The sequence below is a fragment of the Gallaecimonas zhanjiangensis genome (genome assembly GCF_057624825.1).
The window spans coordinates 1,227,003-1,245,887 of sequence record NZ_CM172603.1; the positions used below are offsets into that span (position 1 = coordinate 1,227,003).

At 58.1% G+C, this 18,885-nt stretch carries 18 protein-coding genes; 14 read left to right on the forward strand and 4 right to left on the reverse strand.

All coding sequences use genetic code 11. The features are described 5' to 3' along the window. Window positions 1-12: 12 nt before the first annotated feature. The 4 genes from AC22G1_RS05765 to map all read right to left on the reverse strand — a co-directional run bounded on the left by AC22G1_RS05765 (window position 13) and on the right by map (window position 5,263). Window positions 13-528, reverse strand: coding sequence for a CHRD domain-containing protein (locus AC22G1_RS05765; RefSeq protein ID WP_487315923.1), 516 nt, complete (start codon window positions 526-528; stop codon window positions 13-15). Window positions 529-676: 148 nt separating this feature from the next. Beyond that, window positions 677-1,714: a 2,3,4,5-tetrahydropyridine-2,6-dicarboxylate N-succinyltransferase gene (dapD, locus tag AC22G1_RS05770; RefSeq protein ID WP_487315924.1), complete on the reverse strand. Its 1,038-nt coding sequence runs from the start codon at window positions 1,712-1,714 to the stop codon at window positions 677-679. Window positions 1,715-1,845: 131 nt separating this feature from the next. Next, window positions 1,846-4,425 carry a [protein-PII] uridylyltransferase gene (gene glnD / locus AC22G1_RS05775; protein ID WP_487315925.1) on the reverse strand — a complete coding sequence of 860 codons (2,580 nt, stop codon included), beginning with the start codon at window positions 4,423-4,425 and terminating at the stop codon, window positions 1,846-1,848. Window positions 4,426-4,471: 46 nt separating this feature from the next. Then, entirely contained in the window at window positions 4,472-5,263 is a 792-nt protein-coding gene (map, locus tag AC22G1_RS05780) for a type I methionyl aminopeptidase (RefSeq protein WP_487315926.1), read from the reverse strand. Between the two features lie 199 nt (window positions 5,264-5,462). Between map and rpsB the strand changes: the two genes are divergently transcribed. The 14 genes from rpsB to lpxA all read left to right on the forward strand — a co-directional run bounded on the left by rpsB (window position 5,463) and on the right by lpxA (window position 18,882). Next, complete coding sequence (gene rpsB, locus AC22G1_RS05785; RefSeq protein WP_487315927.1) at window positions 5,463-6,185, forward strand: 30S ribosomal protein S2; 723 nt, start codon at window positions 5,463-5,465, stop codon at window positions 6,183-6,185. A 98-nt stretch (window positions 6,186-6,283) separates the two neighbouring features. Continuing rightward, window positions 6,284-7,174: a translation elongation factor Ts gene (gene tsf / locus AC22G1_RS05790; protein ID WP_050657421.1), complete on the forward strand. Its 891-nt coding sequence runs from the start codon at window positions 6,284-6,286 to the stop codon at window positions 7,172-7,174. Between the two features lie 91 nt (window positions 7,175-7,265). Continuing rightward, window positions 7,266-7,997: a UMP kinase gene (gene pyrH, locus AC22G1_RS05795; RefSeq protein WP_050657422.1), complete on the forward strand. Its 732-nt coding sequence runs from the start codon at window positions 7,266-7,268 to the stop codon at window positions 7,995-7,997. 20 nt (window positions 7,998-8,017) lie between these two features. Continuing rightward, entirely contained in the window at window positions 8,018-8,575 is a 558-nt protein-coding gene (frr, locus tag AC22G1_RS05800) for a ribosome recycling factor (RefSeq protein ID WP_487315928.1), read from the forward strand. Window positions 8,576-8,655: 80 nt separating this feature from the next. Further along, window positions 8,656-9,426, forward strand: coding sequence for a polyprenyl diphosphate synthase (gene uppS, locus AC22G1_RS05805; RefSeq protein ID WP_050657424.1), 771 nt, complete (start codon window positions 8,656-8,658; stop codon window positions 9,424-9,426). Window positions 9,427-9,455: 29 nt separating this feature from the next. Next, window positions 9,456-10,298, forward strand: a complete 843-nt coding sequence (locus tag AC22G1_RS05810) for a phosphatidate cytidylyltransferase (protein ID WP_244946549.1) — start codon at window positions 9,456-9,458, stop codon at window positions 10,296-10,298. Beyond that, window positions 10,298-11,476 carry a 1-deoxy-D-xylulose-5-phosphate reductoisomerase gene (gene ispC, locus AC22G1_RS05815; RefSeq protein WP_487315929.1) on the forward strand — a complete coding sequence of 393 codons (1,179 nt, stop codon included), beginning with the start codon at window positions 10,298-10,300 and terminating at the stop codon, window positions 11,474-11,476. Before AC22G1_RS05810 ends, ispC begins: the two co-directional genes overlap by 1 nt. Continuing rightward, window positions 11,470-12,807 carry a sigma E protease regulator RseP gene (gene rseP / locus AC22G1_RS05820; protein ID WP_487315930.1) on the forward strand — a complete coding sequence of 446 codons (1,338 nt, stop codon included), beginning with the start codon at window positions 11,470-11,472 and terminating at the stop codon, window positions 12,805-12,807. Before ispC ends, rseP begins: the two co-directional genes overlap by 7 nt. A gap of 27 nt (window positions 12,808-12,834) precedes the next feature. Beyond that, the gene (bamA, locus tag AC22G1_RS05825) at window positions 12,835-15,300 is read left to right on the forward strand and encodes an outer membrane protein assembly factor BamA (protein ID WP_487315931.1); all 2,466 of its coding nucleotides are present in this window, start codon (window positions 12,835-12,837) and stop codon (window positions 15,298-15,300) included. Window positions 15,301-15,308: 8 nt separating this feature from the next. Next, entirely contained in the window at window positions 15,309-16,073 is a 765-nt protein-coding gene (gene udp / locus AC22G1_RS05830; RefSeq protein ID WP_487315932.1) for a uridine phosphorylase, read from the forward strand. Between the two features lie 10 nt (window positions 16,074-16,083). Beyond that, the gene (locus tag AC22G1_RS05835) at window positions 16,084-16,593 is read left to right on the forward strand and encodes an OmpH/Skp family outer membrane protein (protein WP_123420973.1); all 510 of its coding nucleotides are present in this window, start codon (window positions 16,084-16,086) and stop codon (window positions 16,591-16,593) included. A gap of 3 nt (window positions 16,594-16,596) precedes the next feature. Further along, window positions 16,597-17,634, forward strand: coding sequence for a UDP-3-O-(3-hydroxymyristoyl)glucosamine N-acyltransferase (gene lpxD, locus AC22G1_RS05840; protein WP_487315933.1), 1,038 nt, complete (start codon window positions 16,597-16,599; stop codon window positions 17,632-17,634). A 22-nt stretch (window positions 17,635-17,656) separates the two neighbouring features. Further along, a complete protein-coding gene (gene fabZ, locus AC22G1_RS05845; protein ID WP_050657431.1) occupies window positions 17,657-18,109 on the forward strand; it encodes a 3-hydroxyacyl-ACP dehydratase FabZ in 453 nt (150 codons plus the stop codon). 2 nt (window positions 18,110-18,111) lie between these two features. Next, window positions 18,112-18,882, forward strand: coding sequence for an acyl-ACP--UDP-N-acetylglucosamine O-acyltransferase (gene lpxA / locus AC22G1_RS05850; protein ID WP_487315934.1), 771 nt, complete (start codon window positions 18,112-18,114; stop codon window positions 18,880-18,882). Window positions 18,883-18,885: the final 3 nt, after the last annotated feature.

Sequence of the window (18,885 nt, forward strand, 5' to 3'; positions counted from 1 at the left end):
CTGCCTTTTTACTTAAAGCACATCTCTTGGGTCTTGATAACGCAGTTGGCCGCGGATGGCGCCATTGGGGTATTGCGGGTTGTGGACGTTGATGTAGAACTGCTCGGGGTTTTCCAAAATACGCTGCACGATACCTGCCTCAGCGCTAGGGAACTTGCCGTCTTCATACTCGCTCAGGCAGTCTGCGGCGTTGCCGTCCTCAGGGCCTGCTAAAACAGCCACCACTGGGCCATTCGTTCCTCTGGGGCCTTCGTGGATGTGAGCCGCCATTCCGGCACCAACCGGCACCAGTTGGATTTTCTCCACCGTCAGCACATAACAAAGCGTCTGCGGATCGCCGTCGATACCAAAGACGTAGGCTTCGCCTCGGCCGTTGGGGTCCCCGGCGATACGCTGGCTCATGCCGTTACTCACTTGTTCTGTGCCATACAGGTCGGTGGTCAGCACGTTATTGGTGTGCCCAGCAATGGCGCTGGCTGAGGCGATTGTCAGTGCGGTAGCGATACAAGCCAATGTCGGTTTAAACATGAGTTTATCCTCTTGATTAACAGGGCTCAGACAACAGCTAAACAACTGCCTGCAGGTATCAAACGGCGGCTGGGGGCATTTGGATGCATGGTGCGTCAATTTTTTGACAAAAGCCGCCCGAGGGCGGCTTTTGTCGGCGAGCGGGGGCTCAGTTGTGTGAGTGCAGCTCGGCGTTGAGCTCGATGGCGGACTTATTGGTCTTCACTTCGATGCGGCCATTTTGCGAGTTGCGGCGGAACAGTAAGTCCGGCTTGCCAGCCAGGGCACCGGCTTTGACGGTTTCCACTTCCTGGCCGTTTTCATCCAGCACCACCACTTTGGAGCCGCCGGTCACATAAAGGCCGGCTTCCACGGTGCAGCGGTCGCCAAGAGGAATGCCAAGGCCAGCGTTGGCGCCGATAAGGCAACCTTCGCCCACTGAAATAACAACGTTGTTGCCGCCGGACAGGGTGCCCATGGTGGAGCAGCCGCCGCCCAGATCCGAGCCATTGCCCACTACTACCCCAGCCGAGATGCGGCCTTCGACCATGCTGGTGCCGAGGGTGCCGGCGTTAAAGTTAACAAAACCCTCGTGCATGATGGTGGTGCCTTCGGCCAAATGCGCGCCCAGGCGTACCCGCGAGGCGTCGCCGATACGGATGCCGGCCGGCACCACGTAGTTGGTCATTTTCGGGAATTTGTCTACCGATTGCACGTCCAGTACCCGCCCTTCGGCCCGGGCCTTGAGCTGGCGCATCGGCAGCTCGCTAAGGGCAATGGCGCCCTCGTTGGTCCAGGCTACGTTGGGCAGCAGGCCAAACATGCCGGTGAGGTTGATGTCATGGGGTTTGACCAGGCGCTGGGACAACAGCTGCAGCTTCAAATACACCTCGGGGGTGGAGCTTGGCTGGGTGTCGTTTGCGAGGATGCACAGTACCAGCGGCTGGGCGGTGCCTTTGAGGGCGGCGCAAATGCCTTGCTGCTCGCTGTCGCCAGCCTTGGCAAAAGCGGCCGTTACCGCCTCAAGCTGGTCGGCAGAAAGGGCAATCGCCTCGTTGCCGCCTTGATAGCCCATGGCTGCGGCCAGGGCCTCGACAAGGGCCGCGCTCGGGGCCAGCACCGGTTTGCTGTAGAACACTTCCAACCAGTCACCGGCCGCACTGCGGGTGCCGATCCCCAGGCCCAGGCTAAAGTGATTACCGCTCATGAAAGTGTCTCCTGTGATTGTGCTTGGTGTCGGCCAGGGCCGATAAAACGGGGCGCCAAGGCGGCGCCGGGTTTGCAAAGATGCCAGCCACCGGCCCGGCCTGCAAGGGCCAAGGGGCGGCTGGGGTTTGATTATCCCTGGCTTGGCGCCAAGGCGCCGACCAGTGCGTCGCGCAATTGTTGCTGTTCGTCCCCGGTCAGGGCGTCGCCGTCGCCGGTAGTGAGGATAAAAAAGTCCTCGGCCCGCTCGCCGATGGTGGTGATCTTGGCCGCTTTAAGGGACACGTTGCAGCCAGCAAAAATTTGCCCCACCTGAGCCAGCAAACCGGGCCTGTCCAAGGCCACCAGCTCCATCAAGGTTTGTTTGCGGCTCGACGGCAGGAAGGTGACGTCCGTTGCCACGGTAAAGGGTTTTAGCTGGCGAGGCAGGGGCCGGCGGGAGGTCTCCGGCTTTTGGTTTTGCAGCAGGGCCTTTTCGATGGCGCGGCGGGTACCCTGCACCCTTGAGGGGCTTTCTACCGGGCTGCCGTCACGCTCCACTATCACCAGGGAGTCGAGGGCCCAGCCGTCTTTGCTGGTCATGACCTGGGCGTCGAAAATCGACAGGTTTTTACCGTCGAGAATGCTGGCGATGGTGGCAAAGAGGTAGGCCCGGTCGCGGGTATAGACAAAAAGCTCGGTGCCGCCCCGGGTGGTGTGTTTGGAGAGTTTTACCAGCGGTCCGTCACGGTGCTGGTGCTTGAGAATGGCCTCACTGTGCCAGGCGATTTGTTCGGGGGTGTGGCGCAGGAAGTAATCGGCCCTGAACCGGCGCCACAGCTCTTTGAGGCTGGCCGGGGTGATGGCCCTTTTGGCCAGCAGCCGGGCGCTTTGCTCTTTGGCTTCGCGGATGGCCGGGCGGATGTCGATGGGCTTTTCAAGGCCGCGGCGCAGCGCCTTTTGGGCGGCAAAATAAAGCTCGCGCAGCAATGACCCCTTCCAGTCATTCCAGAGTTTGTCGTTGGTGGCGCGGATATCGGCAACGGTTAGGCAGTAAAGATAATTAAGGTGCACTTCGTCGCGCACTAGAGCGGCAAACTGGCGGATGACCTCTGGGTCAGAGATATCCCGGCGCTGGGCGGTCACCGACATCACCAGGTGATGCTCCACCAGCCAGGCCACCAGCCGGGTCTCGATATCCGACAGGCCATGGAGCTGGCCAAAGGCGAGGGCGTCGGCGGCGCCGAGCTCGGAGTGATCGCCGCCCCGGCCCTTGGCGATGTCGTGAAAGAGCGCCGCCAGATACAACAGCTCCGGCTTACGCATTTGGCGCACCAGAAGGCTTGCCAGAGGGAACTCCGTGGCACGGTCCGGCAGCGAGAAATGGTAGGTGTTACGCACCACCTTGTAGGTGTGCTCATCGACGGTAAAGGCGTGGAACAAATCGAACTGCATCTGCCCAACGATATTGCCCCAGGCCGGCAGGTAGGCGGCCATGATGCCGTGGCGGTGCATCAGCTTAAAGGGCCGGCCCATGCCACGCGGGTGGCGGATAAGGCTCATAAAGCGTTCGCGGCAGAGGTGGTCTTCACAAAGGGGGGCGGTCAGCTCGCGCCGGGCGGCCCGCAGCGCCCGCAAGGTACCGGCGGCAATGCCGCTGAGGTTGGAGTCCCGGGCCAGGTGCAAAAACAAATCCAGCAAAAAGTGAGGGCGCTCAGCGAGTTTTTCCGGGGCGCTGCACACCAGCAGGTTGCCGCGAGCTTCAAAGAGGTCGTCCAGGCGCCGGCTCGGCGGATGCGGCTCTGGGCTTAGCTCCTCGGCCAGCACCTCGAGCAAAATGGAGTTGAGCTCGGTGACCCGGGTCAGGGTCTGGTAGACCTGCTGCATCATGGCTTCCACGGCCTGGCGGTTGTCCCCTTCAAAGCCCAGGCGCCGCGCCACTTCCGGTTGCAGGTCAAACAGCAATCTATCTTCACTGCGCCCGGCCACCAGGTGCAGGGCAAAACGCACCCGCCACAGTAAATCGCGGCAGGCTATCAACTCGTCCAGCTCGCCCTGTTCCAGCCAGCCGTGTTCGGCGAGGGTGGATAAGTCCTGGCGGTTGAGGTGGCGCAGCAGCACCCACACCACGGTTTGGATGTCCCTAAGCGCCCCGGGGTTACCTTTGAGGTTGGGCTCGAGGTTGTAGGCGGTGGAGTCGTAACGGGCGTGGCGAGCGATTTGCTCGTCGACCTTGGCTTTGAAAAACTCCGCCACCGGCCAGCAATGGGCCGGCGACATGCCCCGTTTCAAGGCATCGAACAGGGATTGCGAGCCACAAAGTAGCCGCGCTTCCAACAGGTTGGTGGCGATGGTGATGTCGTCTTTGGCCTTTTCCAGGCAATCTTCCAGGGTGCGGGCGGCGTGGCCCACTTCCAGGCGGGCATCCCAAAGCTCGGTGATGAACTGGCTGATGGCCTCCTGCTCCGGGGGGCTCAGTTCCTTTTCGGACAACACCAGCAAATCGACGTCGGAATAGGGGTGCAGCTCGCCGCGGCCGTAGCCGCCCACCGCGATCAGCGCTAGGCGTTTGTTATCCAGGCCCAAGGCTTGCCAGCGCTCCACCAACAGCCTGTCCATTACGGCGGCGCGCTCGTGGATGAGGGCGATGATGTCGGCGTCGGGGCTTTGCCGGGTCTTGAGGCTGTCGATATGGGCTTTTAGGCGTTCGCGAAGGGCCAGGGCGGCATTCATTCTGTTCTTCCGTCTATAAAAAAGCCCCATTCAAGGGGCTTGGCAATCAATGCTCGATAACGCGCGGCAGGTCGGTCTCTTCGTCCCTTAAGGTCAGGACTTCGACACCGTTGTCGGTTACCAGCAAAGTATGTTCCCACTGTGCCGACAGGCTGCGGTCCTTGGTGACCACGGTCCAATCATCTTTAAGCACTTTGCAGTGATATTTACCCACATTGACCATGGGTTCAATAGTCAGGCACATGCCAGCTTGCAGCGCCGGGCCAGTGCCGGGCTTGCCATAGTGCAGTACCTGGGGCTCTTCGTGGAATTCGCTGCCGATGCCGTGGCCGCAGTAATCCCGTACCACTGAGTAGTTATGCGCTTCCACGTGCTGTTGGATGGCGGCGCCAATGTCACCGAGCTGCACCCCGGGTTTGACCATCTTGATGCCAATTAACAGCGCTTCTCTTGCCACACGACTGACACGTTCACCCTGGATACTGGGTTTGCCGACGATAAACATCTTAGAGGTGTCGCCGTGGTAGCCGTCTTTGATGACGGTCACGTCGATGTTGATGATGTCGCCGTCTTTGAGGATTTTTTCCTCGTCGGGAATGCCGTGGCACACCACATGGTTGACCGAGGTACAAATGGACTTGGGAAACCCGTGGTAGTTGAGCGGCGCCGGAATGGCCTGTTGTTCATTGACAATGTAATCGTGGGCCAGGCGGTCCAATTGCTCGGTGCTTACCCCCGGTTTGACGTGGGGCGCCAGCATATCCAGCACCTCGGCCGCCAGTTTACCGGCAACGCGCATCTTGGCAATTTCATCAGCGGTTTTGATTTTGACAGTCATTCAACTACTCTTTTGGGCGCAAAAAGCACGCTCTGTCTTGGTTTCAGTCAGGGCTTTATGGTATAAAGCGCGCCGGCAATTTACAAACCGATTGCCGCAAACCTAAACCCACACACGTATCGGCACATGCGCCGGGGTGCCCGCAAGGGTCGGATGCATGGGATACGTGGAGGCCTAACCCCAATTTTGGAGACAAAAAATGTCCAAAGTTTCTATGCGCGACATGCTGCAAGCCGGTGTTCACTTCGGTCACCAAACCCGTTTCTGGAACCCCAAGATGAAGCCTTTCATCTTCGGCGCCCGTAACAAAGTGCACATCATCAACCTCGAGCAAACTCTGCCGATGTTCCATGATGCCCTGAACTACCTGTCCTCCGTGGCCGGTAAGAAAGGCAAAATCCTGTTTGTAGGCACCAAGCGCGCCGCCAGCGAAGCCGTTAAAGAAGCGGCCAACAGCTGTGGTCAATACTACGTAAACCACCGCTGGCTTGGCGGTATGCTGACCAACTGGAAAACCGTTCGTCAGTCCATCAAGCGTCTGAAAGACCTGGAAACCCAGTCTCAAGACGGCACCTTCGAAAAGCTGACCAAGAAAGAAGCGCTGGATCTGACCCGCGAAATGGAAAAGCTTGAGAAGTCTCTGGGCGGTATCAAAGACATGGGCGGCCTGCCTGACGTGCTGTTCGTGATCGACGCCGACCACGAGCACATCGCCATCAAGGAAGCCAACAACCTGGGTATCCCGGTTGTGTCCATCGTTGATACCAACTCCAACCCGGACGGTGTTGACTATGTGGTTCCCGGCAACGACGACGCCATCCGCGCCATCCAACTGTACGTTGGTGCCGTGGCTGCAACTGTGAACGATGCCAAAGGCGCCGCTCCTATTGCTGAAAGCGAGTTCGTAGAGGCTGCCGAGTAAGGCATCGGTCTCACCCTTGATTGACCATCGAGGATTGATTGGTTGACAGGGGCCCCAAAGGCCCCTGTTTTTTGGCAAGTAAAACCGAGGAATTTCACATGGCAATTACTGCTGCCCTGGTAAAAGAACTGCGTGACCGCACCGCTGCGGGCATGATGGATTGTAAAAAAGCCCTGACCGAGACCAACGGTGACATCGAAGCCGCCATCGAGCTGATGCGCAAAAACGGTCAGGCCAAGGCTGCCAAGAAAGCCGGCCGTATCGCCGCTGAAGGCACCATCGTTATCGCTTCTGAAGGCACCAAAGCTGCCATCCTGGAAGTGAACTGCGAAACCGACTTCGTCGCCAAGGACGCTTCCTTCCTGGCGCTGGCCAAAGCCGCTGCCGATGCCGCCCTGGCCAACAGCATCACCGACATCGAAACTCTGGGTAACACCGAAGTTAACGGTGAGACTCTGGACACCACCCGCCTGAACCTGATCGCCAAAATCGGTGAGAACATGAGCTTCCGTCGTGTGACCATCGTTGAAGGTGCTAACTTGGGCGTGTACAACCACGGCAGCCGTATCGGCGTTGTGGTTAGCCTGACCGGCGGCAGCGAAGAGCTGGCCAAAGACGTGGCCATGCACGTGGCTGCTTCCAAGCCTGAGTTCGTCAAGCCTGAAGACGTGTCTGCTGAAGTGGTTGCCAAAGAGCGCGAAATCCAAATCGATATCGCTGTTCAATCCGGCAAGCCCCAAGAAATCGCCGAGAAGATGGTTGAAGGCCGCATGAAGAAATTCACCGGTGAGATCTCTCTGACCGGTCAGCCTTTCGTTAAAGATCCTTCCGTGTCCGTAGGTGACCTGCTCAAGGCCGCCGGCGCCGACGCCAACAGCTTCGTACGTTTCGAAGTGGGTGAAGGTATCGAGAAAGAAGTGGTCGACTTCGCTACCGAAGTGGCCCAGCAAGCTGCCGCCGCTGCGGCTGCCGCAGCTGCCAAGCAGTAAGAAGTACAGAGGCCGGCTTGCCGGCCTCCTTTTTATCCGGGCCGTGGCTCAGTGCCGCGGTCGATTTGTGTCTGCAAGGTGAGAAAGGATCATGAGCACCAGTTCCAAGCCCCAATACCGCCGCATCCTGCTGAAACTCTCCGGTGAAGCCCTGATGGGAGAAGAAGGTTTCGGCATCGACCCGAAAGTTCTTGACCGTATGGCCACCGAAATCAAAGAGCTGATTGAACTGGGCGTCCAAGTGGGCCTGGTGATTGGCGGCGGCAACCTGTTCCGTGGCGAAGGCCTGGCACGGGCCGGTATGAACCGGGTCGTGGGTGACCACATGGGTATGCTGGCCACCGTGATGAACGGCCTGGCCATGCGCGACGCCCTGCACCGTGCTTATGTGAATGCCAAGCTGATGAGCGCCATTGACCTCAAAGGGGTCTGCGACAGCTACAACTGGGCCGATGCCATCGGTATGCTGCGCGACGGCAAAGTGGTGATCTTCTCTGCCGGTACCGGCAATCCCTTCTTCACCACCGATTCCGCTGCCTGTCTGCGCGGTATTGAAATCGAAGCTGACTGCGTGCTTAAAGCCACCAAGGTCGATGGCGTATATTCTGCCGACCCGGTAAAACATCCTGACGCAGTGAAGTATGATAAGTTGACCTACGCGCAAGTGCTGGACCAGGAACTGAAAGTGATGGACCTTGCTGCCTTCACCCTGGCTCGCGATCACAGCATGCCGATCCGCGTATTTAACATGAACAAACCTGGGGCCCTGAAAGCCGTGGCCATGGGCGAGCCGGAAGGCACCCTGATTAGCCACCAGGCCTGATAAGAAGAGGACGTCAATCCGTGATCAACGAGATTAAAGCCGACGCCAAAGAGCGTATGGAAAAAACGCTGGAAGCGACCAAGAGCCAGATGGCCAAGGTGCGCACCGGCCGGGCCCACCCGAGCCTGCTGGACACCATCCGTGTCGATTACTACGGCTCGGCCACGCCCCTCAAGCAGGTTGCCAACATCACCGCTGAAGACGCCCGCACCCTGGCGGTAACGGTGTTTGACCGCAACATGATCCAGGCCATTGAAAAGGCCATCATGATGTCCGATCTGGGCCTGAACCCGTCTTCTGCCGGCACCACCATCCGCATCCCGCTGCCGCCGCTCACCGAAGAGCGCCGCAAGGATCTGGTCAAGCTGGTACGGGCCGAAGCCGAAAACGGCCGTGTTGCCATCCGCAACGTGCGCCGCGATGCCAACAGCGACATCAAATCCCTGCTCAAAGACAAGGAGATCTCCGAGGACGACGACCGTCGTGCCCAGGAAGACATCCAGAAATTGACTGACGCTTTTGTGAAGCAGGTCGATGAAGTCCTGGCCGCTAAAGAAACCGAGTTAATGGAATTCTAAGGCCTGATCGGGTAAGGTTTTGACGCCGCATGGCCCTGCTGTGCGGCGTTTGTTTATTTAGGAACCAAGGTAACCCATCAATGACCCAGAGTCCCGCCACCGAAGCAGTAGTCGGCAAGGTCAGTCCCCGCCATATCGCCATCATCATGGATGGCAACGGGCGTTGGGCTCAAAGCCGTGGCAAGGCCAGGATCATGGGCCACAAACAGGGTGTAGAAGCGGTCCGGGAAACGGTGCGCTGCGCCACCCGCCTGGGGGTTGAGTCCTTGACCCTGTTTGCCTTTTCCTCCGAGAACTGGCGGCGCCCCGAAGAAGAAGTCAATTTCCTGATGGAGCTGTTCTTGCTGGTGTTGGGCCGGGAAGTGAAAAAGCTCCATAAGAACAACATCAAGCTCAATATCATCGGCGATTGCAGCGCCTTCTCAGAACGCCTGAAAAAGAAAATCGGCGAAGCCCAGGCGCTTACCGCCGGCAACACCGGTTTGGTGCTGAATGTAGCGGCCAATTACGGCGGCTGTTGGGATATTACCCACGCCGCCCAGCAGCTGGCCGAGCAGGTGGCCAGAGGCGAGCTGCAAAGCAGCGACATCACTGAGTCGTTATTTGCCCAGCAGCTGAGCCTAAGCGAGCAGCCGCCGGTGGATTTGATGATCCGCACCGGTGGTGACCATCGCATTTCCAATTTCCTGCTTTGGCAGCTGGCCTATGCTGAGCTGTACTTTACCGACACCCTCTGGCCTGACTTTGGGGAGCAGGCGTTTTCAGAGGCAGTGGCCGTCTTTTTGAGCCGGGAACGCCGTTTTGGCTACACCGGCGCCCAGGTCAGGGCCTGGATGAACGATTCAAAATAAGGATAACGATTTTGCTAAAGCAAAGGATCTTGACCGCTTTACTCTTGCTGCCGTTGGCTCTGTTGGTGATTTTTTGGTTGCCTATCAATGCCTTTGGCTGGGTTGCCGCCGTGCTGGTGGCGCTGGGTGCCTGGGAATGGGCGCCGCTGGCAGGCCTTAAGGGCCGCTTTTATCAAGTGCTGCTGGCCCTTATCGCCTTTGCCGTACTGGCCCTGGTGCAATACGTGGTGCCGGTTTCCAGTGTTTGGGCCTTTGGCCAACCGGCCGGCTTTTACAGCCTGATGGTGCTGCTGGCCGGGTTCTGGTGGACGGTGGCGGCGGTGCTTATCACCCAATACCCTGAGCCCAAACGTTTTTGGCAGCAAAACAAACGCTGGCGCATCCTCTTTGGCGCCCTGACTTTGCTGCCCACCTGGACCGGGCTGATGGTGCTGCGTGATTGGCGCCACGACACCGACCCGCTGCTGGGTGCCTGGGCCATCCTGTTTGTACTGCTGCTGGTGTGGGCTGCCGACACCGGCGCCTATTTTGCCGGCCGCGCCTTTGGCAAGAACAAACTCTCCCCTCGGGTTAGCCCCAATAAGTCCATCGAAGGCGCCATGGGCGGCCTGGCTCTGGCCATGGTTATTTGCGCCATCTTTGTTTACCTGCGCCCGGTGACCATCTCGCCAAGCGCCATGGTGGTGGCCAGCCTGCTGACGGTATTGGCCTCTATCCTCGGGGACTTGAGCGAGTCCATGTTCAAGCGCGAAGCCGGTATCAAGGACTCGGGCTCCATCCTGCCGGGCCACGGCGGCATTCTTGACCGTATCGACTCCATCACCGCCGCGGTGCCGGTGTTTGTACTGGTGATGCTGGCCATGGGGGTTTGATGCAAGGCATCGTTGTACTGGGCGCCACCGGCTCCATTGGCGACTCGACCCTGGATGTGGTGGCCCGGCATCCGGATAAATACCGGGTGGTGGCGCTTTCTGCCCACTCCAATGCCGAGAAGCTGCTGGCCCTTTGCCTGCAATTTAAGCCAAGCCAGGCGGTGCTGGTAGACGACGCCAAAGCGGCCTGGCTTGCTGGCGAGCTAAAGGCTGCCGGCGCCAACACCGAACTGCTGACCGGCGCAGATGCCCTTTGCGAAGTAGCGGCGCACCCTGAGGCGCGCCAGGTGATGGCGGCCATAGTCGGCGCGGCGGGGCTGCTGCCGACTTTAGCGGCGGTCAAGGCTGGCAAAAGGGTACTGCTGGCCAACAAAGAAGCGCTGGTGATGTCCGGCGAGCTTTTTATGGCGGCGGTCAAGGAACACGGCGCCGAGCTGCTGCCCATCGATTCTGAACACAACGCCATCTTCCAATCCCTGCCTTATGCCTGCCAGAAAGGGGAAGGCTATGGCCAGCACGGGGTGACGCAAATCCTTTTGACCGGCTCCGGCGGCCCCTTTCGCACCCGCGAACTGGCGAGCTTTGCTGCCATTACCCCGGCCGAGGCCGTTGCCCACCCCAACTGGTCCATGGGCCAGAAAATTTCGGTGGATTCCGCCACCATGATGAATAAGGGCCTGGAGTTTATCGAAGCGCGCTGGCTGTTCGATTGCGCCATCGATGACATTCAGGTGGTGCTGCACCCGCAAAGTATCATCCATTCCATGGTGCGTTACAGCGATGGCTCGGTGCTGGCCCAAATGGGTAACCCTGACATGCGCACCCCTATCGCCCATGCCATGGCTTACCCGCAGCGCATCGACGCCGGGGTAGCGCCGCTGGATTTTTTCAGCCTGGGCCAATTCAGCTTTGACTGCCCCGATGCCGCCCGCTATCCCTGCCTCTATCTGGCCATGGACGCTTGCCGGGCCGGGCAGGGTGCAACCACGGTCTTGAACGCCGCCAACGAAGTGGCGGTGGCGGCCTTTTTGGCCGGGCAGTTGCCCTTTACCGGCATCGCCAAAACCGTTGAGCAGGCCCTTGGCCGCTTTGCCGGCGAGACAGCCAGCGACTTAGCCGGTATTCTGGCTCTGGACCATGAAAGCCGCCTTTACCTGAGATCGCTCCTGCCATGCTGACCCTGCTGTGGAACCTGTTTTTCTTCATCCTTGCCCTTGGCATCTTGGTGACCATCCATGAGTTTGGCCACTTCTGGGTGGCTCGGCGCTGTGGCGTCAAGGTGGAGCGGTTTTCCATCGGTTTTGGCCCGGCACTGTGGAAAAAAGTGGCAAGTGACGGTGTGGAATACGTAGTCGCTGCCATTCCCTTGGGCGGTTACGTCAAAATGCTCGACGAGCGGGTGGCCGAAGTGGCGCCCGAAGAGCGGCACTTGGCTTTTAACAATAAATCCCTTAAAGCCCGCACGGCCATTGTGGCTGCTGGCCCTGCCGCCAATATCCTGTTCGCCATTTTGGTGTACTGGCTGATGTGGATGGTGGGTCTGCCGGCCATCAAGCCGGTGATTGGCGATGTGCTGCCCGGCTCTATTGCCGCCGAGGCCCGGTTGCCGGTAGGCGGCGAGATAACAGCCGTTGGCGGCCAGCAGACCCGTAGCTGGGACGAGGTTAACCTGGCCTTTGTGGCCCATATTGGCGACAAGGCCATTGACCTGACCGTGGCCGATAAGCGCGGCATCAGCCGCCAGCTGACCCTCGATACCCGCCAGTGGCACTTTGACCCAGACAAGCAAAGCAGCCTGCAAAGCCTCGGCATCAAGGCCTTTAGCCCCCGCTTCCAGGTGGTGGTGGATAAGCTGGTGCCAGGGGGCGCGGCCGCCAAGGCCGGGCTCAAGCCTGGTGACCGTATCGTAGCCCTTGAAGGGCAGGGAGATGTGGACTGGGAAGCCTTTTCCAAGGCGGTTCAACAAGGCCCGGGTAAAGCATTAGTATTCGATATTGAACGAGACGGTGAACGAATGGCTATCACCGTGGTCCCAGATGAGCGAGATGGCCAAGGTTATGTCGGCCTTTATCCCAAGGCGCCCAAGTGGCCCGAGGGCTTGCTGACCAAACTGCGTTTTGGCCCTGTGGACGCCATGGCTGAGGGGGCAAAATCAGCCTGGCAGATGGTCAGCCTGACAGTGTCGACCCTGGTCAAATTGATAACCGGAGAATTGTCACTGACGAATCTGTCCGGCCCGGTAGCCATAGCGCAGGGGGCGGGCATTTCAGCCGAGATCGGCTTCGCACATTTTCTTCAGTTTTTAGGGCTTATCAGTGTTAATCTGGGCATCATTAACTTGCTGCCTTTACCTGTTCTGGATGGAGGACATTTGATGTTCTTCTTCCTTGAAGCAGTGCGCAAAAAGCCCCTGTCGGAGAAAGCCCAGGAAGTGGGTTTTCGGATAGGTGCGGCCTTGCTGTTGATGCTGATGGGTATTGCCATATTTAACGACCTCGCAAGGTTATAGCGGGGCAAGGACGGATAAATAAAATCAATGAGAGCCGTGCAATCATTGCTGTGCGCCTCCGTACTGGCGGCCGTTTCTGTGCCCAGCCAGGCGATGGATGCCTTTAAAGTTAACGATATTCGTATTGATGGCCTGCAGCGCGTGGCGTTGTCTGCTGCCCTTACTTATGTTCCGGTCAGAAAAGGTGACGTAGTCGACCAGGCGCGTGTCGCCCAGTTGATCCGCTCCCTCTACAGCTCCACCCATTTCGAAAACATCGAAGTGCTGCGTGATGGCAATACCTTGGTGATCAAGGTCAAAGAGCGTCCCACCATCAGCTCCATCGAGTTCAGTGGTAACAAGGACATCAAGGAAGAACAGCTTAAGCAGAGTTTGGAAGACTCCGACGTGAAAGTCGGCGAGCCTCTTGACCGCACCATGCTTACCCAGATTGAAAAAGGTCTGGTGGATTTTTACTACTCGGTTGGTAAGTACGACGCTTCGGTCAAGGCTCAGGTCACTGCACTGCCTCGCAACCGGGTTGGTCTGAAGTTTATCTTCAAGGAAGGTAAAGCGGCCGATATTCAGCAGATCAACATCGTTGGTAACAAGGTGTTCTCCAACCAGGAGCTGCTGGACCAGTTTGAGCTGAAAGACAAGCTCGCTTGGTGGCAGGTGTTCTCCGAAAAACGCTACCAGAAGCAAAAGCTGGAGTCGGACTTGGAGACCCTCAAGTCCTACTACTTGGACCGCGGCTACCTCAAATTCAACGTGGACTCCACCCAGGTGTCCATGAGCCCCGATCGCACCGGTATTTATGTCACTGTAAACGTCACTGAAGGGGACGTTTACAAGATCAAAGAGGTCAAGCTGGTCGGTAACCTGCTGGACAAAAAAGAACTGTTGGAAAAGTTGGTGCCGATTAAGCCCGGCTCCACCTACAGCGGCGCCGAAGTGACCTTCACCGAAGACATGCTGGCCAAGTTTCTGGGCCGGTTTGGTTACGCTTATCCCAAGGTCACCACTTATCCTGAAGTGGATACCAAGACCAAGGAAGTGACCCTCAATATCAATGTGGATCCGGGCGCCCGCATCTACGTGCATCGGGTCAACTTCGAAGGCAATGAAACCACGTCTGACGAAGTACTGCGCCGCGAAGTGCGCCAGATGGAAGGCACCTGGCTGTCCAACAGCTTGGTTGAGCTGTCAAAGGACCGCCTGAACCGTCTCGGTTACTTTGAAACCGTTGATAACACTACCGATCGACTGACCGATCAGCCCGATCAGGCTGACGTTAACTTCAAGGTGAAAGAGCAGCCCTCCGGCTCCTTGAATGCTGGTATTGGTTACGGTTCTTATGGTGGTTTGTCACTGACGGCCGGTATTACCCAGAATAACTGGCTGGGTACCGGTAAGACCGTGGGTATCAACAGCTCCACCAACCGTTACCAGAAGCAAATCAGCCTGAGCTACCTCGATCCTTATTTCACCATCGATGCGGTGAGCTTGGGCGGGCGTCTTTACTACACCAAAGTCGACTACGGTAGCGCTTATCTGGAAGCCTATGACCAGAGCTCATGGGGGGTTAACACTAACCTGGGCTTCCCGGTCAACGAATACAACCGCCTGACCTTCGGTGTCGGTTATAAGAACTCCAAGCTGAGTTCCATCGGTTCCTACGAGCAGGCGCTGCAGTTCTACAACGTTTATTCCGACCAGAATATTCTCGATGGCCGTATCCATTACGACCAGTACGAGCTGACTGCCGGTTGGAACCGCCGCACTCTGAACCGCGGGACCTTCCCTACCGCCGGCTCTAGCCAGAGCCTGGGTGTGGAAGTCACCACCCCCAACTCGGATCTGAAGTTCTATAAGTTGAGCTTCAATGCCAACAACTATTTCCCGCTGGACCGCGAGCAAAACTGGGTATTCTCAACCAGCCTGGATCTGGGCTATGGCCAGGGGTATGGCAAGGTCAACGGAAACGATACCGTGCTGCCATTCTGGGAAGACTATTACGCCGGTGGTAGCCGCACCTTGCGGGGCTTCGAGTCTAACTCCGTTGGTGGTCGAGCCATCTATCGCCGTAAAACCGGCCTTGATGGTAATGTCACCAGCACGACTCCTTTCTTGCCTTCTTCGGAAGACCAGATCTATGTCAGCGGCTCGCTGGGCGGTAATGCTAAGGCTGTGGCGACCTTTGAGCTGATCACCCCGACCCCCTTCCTCGACGAGGCCTATAAGCACTCGGTGCGGACCTCGGTGTTTGTGGATGTGGGTAACGTCTGGGATACCGAGTTTGACTACAGCAAGTACAAGGATCTGGCCTTGCAGTCCGGTAGCCGCGAGTTTTACGACTACAGCGACCCCGGTGCCTACCGCGCCTCTTATGGTCTGAGCCTGCAGTGGCTGTCCCCCATGGGCCCCATGGTGTTCAGCTTTGCTCGCCCCATTAAAAAGCAGCCTGGTGATAGCACCGAGTTCTTCTCATTCAACATCGGCACCACCTTCTAAGGCAGGCTATGGGACAGTTTCATATTGGCGTAACCAAAGCCGACCTTAACGGTGCAACCCTGGCCATAGTGCCAGGGGACCCGGCCCGGGTAGAGCGTATTGCCAAGTACCTTGAGGAGCCCAGGTTCCTCGCCGCTCAGCGTGAGTTTACCCTGTGGGGTGGCAAAATAGCCGGGCAAAGCGTGGTGGTGTGCTCCACCGGTATCGGCGGCCCTTCTACGTCCATTGCCGTGGAAGAGCTGGCGCAACTGGGGGTTCGCACCTTTCTGCGCATTGGTACCACCGGTGCCATTCAGCCGGAGATTACGGTAGGGTCCATTATCGTGACTACCGGCTCGGTGCGCCTCGATGGTGCCAGCCAGCATTTTGCGCCGCTGGAATTCCCGGCGGTGGCTAATTTCGATTGTACCGAGGCGCTGGTTAATGCGGCTCGGTCCTTGGGCGTTAAGCCCGTGGTAGGGGTGACGGCGTCGTCCGACACCTTTTATCCCGGCCAGGAGCGGTATGACACCTTTTCTGGCCGGGTTGTTCAGCGCTTCCAGGGTTCACTCAAGGAGTGGCAAGCCATGGGCGTGCTGAACTATGAGATGGAGTCGGCCACGCTTCTGACCATGTGCGCCAGCCAAGGATTGAAAGCTGGTTGTGTGGCGGGAGTGGTGGTAAACCGAACCCAGCAAGAGATCCCCGATGAGTCTTTGATGGCCAATACCGAGGCCCAGGCGATTCAGGTGGTGCTGGGTGCTGCCAAGCAGTTGCTTGTATCTGAACAATAAGGAGAGAACCTTGAAGAAGTCATTGATTGGTGCCGTTCTGGCCATGGGTCTGACTGCTGCCGTGGCAGCGCCGGCTTCTGCCGAAACCCGCATTGCTGTTATCGATATGGCCAAGATTTTCCAGTCTCTGCCCCAGCGTCAGCAGGTTGAAGACAAGCTGAAAAAAGAGTTCAGCGACCGTATCGAAGAAGTGCGCAAGCTTGAAACCCAGATGCAGAGCATCCAGGAGCAAGCCCGTCGTGATGCTTCCATCATGACCGACACCCAAAAAACCGATCTGTCCCGCAAGATGGAACAGCTCGATGCCGATTACAAACTGAAGCGTAAAGCGCTGGACGAAGACATGCGTGCTCGCCAGGGTGAAGAGCGCAACAAGCTGCTCGCTTCCATCGAAGACGCGGTAACCAAAGTGGCCAAAGGCAAGTACGACGTCGTACTGCAAAGCGGCGCTGTGGCCTACATCTCCAACGATGTGGACATCTCCGACAAAGTTATCGCTCAGGTTTCCAAAGGTAAGTGATCCATGGCATATAGCCTGGCCAAATTGGCCGAGCTGGTAGGCGCCACGGTAGTTGGGGACGGCAATCTGGAAGTATCCCGGGTTGCCACCCTTGAAAGCGCAGGCCAAGGCCAGGTCGCGTTCCTGGCCAACAGCAAATACCGCAAGCATCTGGAGCAAACCCAGGCGTCGGCGGTGATCCTATCCGAGGCGGACTTGCCCTTTTGCAAGTCCGCCGCTTTGGTTATGAAGAACCCCTATCTTGGCTTTGCCAAGGTGGCGCAGCTGCTGGACAGCACCCCGGCTCCAGCCGAGGGCATTCATCCTAGTGCCGTAATTAGCCCTGGCGCCGTCATTGAAGACGGAGTCAGCATCGGTGCCAATACCGTTATCGAAGACGACGCCTTTATCGGTGCCGGCAGCGCCATTGGCCCCAACGGTTTTGTGGGTAAACACAGCCGTATTGGTGCGCGGTGTATTATCTGGTCCAACGTGGCCATTTATCACGGCGTTACCCTGGGCGATGAGTGCAAGGTCCATGCAGGAGTGGTGATTGGCGCCGACGGTTTCGGCTATGCCAATGACAAAGGCAAGTGGGAGCCCATTCCCCAGACCGGCGGTGTACGCATTGGCAACCGCGTCGAAATAGGGGCAGGCACCACCATTGACCGGGGCGCCCTTGACGACACCATCATCGAAGACAACGTCATTATCGACAACCAGGTACAGATCGCGCACAACGTGGTGATCGGTACCGGCAGCGCTGTTGCGGGCACAACCGTCTTTGCGGGCTCGGTGACAGTGGGAAAATATTGTATCATTGGCGGCGCCTGTGCCATTGCCGGGCATTTGAGCATTGCCGATGGCACCACCATCACCGGTATGTCTATGGTTACCAAGGCTATTACCGAGCCTGGAGTCTATAGCTCCGGTACGCCCGCCCAACCCAATCGCGAATGGCGTAAAAGTGCAGCAAGGTTCCGCCAATTGGACGACATGCACAGGCGGCTCAAAAGCCTGGAAGAGAAGCTGGCCGCCCTCGGTGGCGATGCTGGCGAATAATATTTAGCGGACGACATCCAACATGACTGAAATGAATACCATGGACATCCTTGAGGTGCTGGACCATTTGCCACACCGTTATCCTTTCCTGCTGGTGGATAAGGTGCTGGACTATACCCTTGGAGAGCGCCTGGTAGCGCAGAAAAACGTCACCATCAACGAGCCGTTCTTCCAGGGGCACTTTCCCCAGAAGCCGGTTATGCCTGGGGTGTTGATCCTCGAAGCCATGGCTCAGGCCACCGGCATCCTGGCCTTTAAAACGGCCAATCAGAAGCCCACCGACGGTGTGCTCTACTATTTTGCCGGCATCGACAACGCCCGTTTCAAGCAGCCTGTGGTACCGGGTGATACGCTGATCTTTGAAGTTGAAATCGTCAAACTCAAAGCGGGCATCGGCAAGTTCCACTGCAAGGCCCTGGTTGATGGCAACCTGGTCTGTGAAGCCGACCTGATGTGCGCCAAACGCGAGATCTGATTGTGATCGACCCTCAAGCCTTCGTACATCCCGACGCCAAGCTTGGCAATAACGTCAAAGTCGGCCCCTGGACATACATCGGTGCGGACGTAGAGATCGGTGACGACACCGAGATCATGTCCCACGTGGTGATCAAGGGCCCCACCGTTATTGGCAAGCGTAACCGCATCTTCCAATTCGCCTCGGTAGGCGAAGAATGCCAGGACAAAAAATACCAGGGTGAGCCTACCCGGCTGGTGATTGGCGATGACAACATCATCCGCGAATCGGTCACCATTCACCGTGGCACAGTCCAAGACCAGGGCCTGACAGCCATCGGCAGCAACTGCCTGCTGATGGCCTATGTGCACGTGGCTCACGACTGCATCATCGGCGACAACGTGATCATGGCCAACTACTCGGCCCTGGCTGGTCACGCCCATGTAGGCGACTGGGCCATCCTTGGCGGCCAGAGCGGTATCCACCAGTTCTGCCGGGTCGGCGCCCACGCCTTTGTAGGAGCCTGCGCCCTGGTGGTACAAGACGTACCGCCTTTTGTCACCTGCGCCGGCATGCGCGCCGAGCCCTTCGGCATTAACTTCGAAGGCCTCAAGCGCCGCGGCTTTTCCAAAGACAGCCTGCAGGCCCTTCGCAAGGCCTACAAGGCGCTTTATCGTCAGAACCTGACGCTGGAGCAAGCCAAGGAAGAGCTGGCCAAGCTGGCGGCCGACGAGCCAGCCGTTGCCCAGATGCTCAGTTTTATCGACAAGTCCGAACGCGGCATCATTCGCTGAGGT

Coding starts and splice junctions, on each gene's coding strand:
- rseP (WP_487315930.1), top strand. CDS start 11,470: ATGCTGACCCTGCTGTGGAACCTGTTTTTCTTCATCCTTGCCCTTGGC.
- ispC (WP_487315929.1), top strand. CDS start 10,298: ATGCAAGGCATCGTTGTACTGGGCGCCACCGGCTCCATTGGCGACTCG.
- uppS (WP_050657424.1), top strand. CDS start 8,656: ATGACCCAGAGTCCCGCCACCGAAGCAGTAGTCGGCAAGGTCAGTCCC.
- rpsB (WP_487315927.1), top strand. CDS start 5,463: ATGTCCAAAGTTTCTATGCGCGACATGCTGCAAGCCGGTGTTCACTTC.
- tsf (WP_050657421.1), top strand. CDS start 6,284: ATGGCAATTACTGCTGCCCTGGTAAAAGAACTGCGTGACCGCACCGCT.
- fabZ (WP_050657431.1), top strand. CDS start 17,657: ATGACTGAAATGAATACCATGGACATCCTTGAGGTGCTGGACCATTTG.
- bamA (WP_487315931.1), top strand. CDS start 12,835: ATGAGAGCCGTGCAATCATTGCTGTGCGCCTCCGTACTGGCGGCCGTT.
- map (WP_487315926.1), bottom strand. CDS start 5,263: ATGACTGTCAAAATCAAAACCGCTGATGAAATTGCCAAGATGCGCGTT.
- lpxD (WP_487315933.1), top strand. CDS start 16,597: ATGGCATATAGCCTGGCCAAATTGGCCGAGCTGGTAGGCGCCACGGTA.
- dapD (WP_487315924.1), bottom strand. CDS start 1,714: ATGAGCGGTAATCACTTTAGCCTGGGCCTGGGGATCGGCACCCGCAGT.
- AC22G1_RS05765 (WP_487315923.1), bottom strand. CDS start 528: ATGTTTAAACCGACATTGGCTTGTATCGCTACCGCACTGACAATCGCC.
- udp (WP_487315932.1), top strand. CDS start 15,309: ATGGGACAGTTTCATATTGGCGTAACCAAAGCCGACCTTAACGGTGCA.
- pyrH (WP_050657422.1), top strand. CDS start 7,266: ATGAGCACCAGTTCCAAGCCCCAATACCGCCGCATCCTGCTGAAACTC.
- glnD (WP_487315925.1), bottom strand. CDS start 4,425: ATGAATGCCGCCCTGGCCCTTCGCGAACGCCTAAAAGCCCATATCGAC.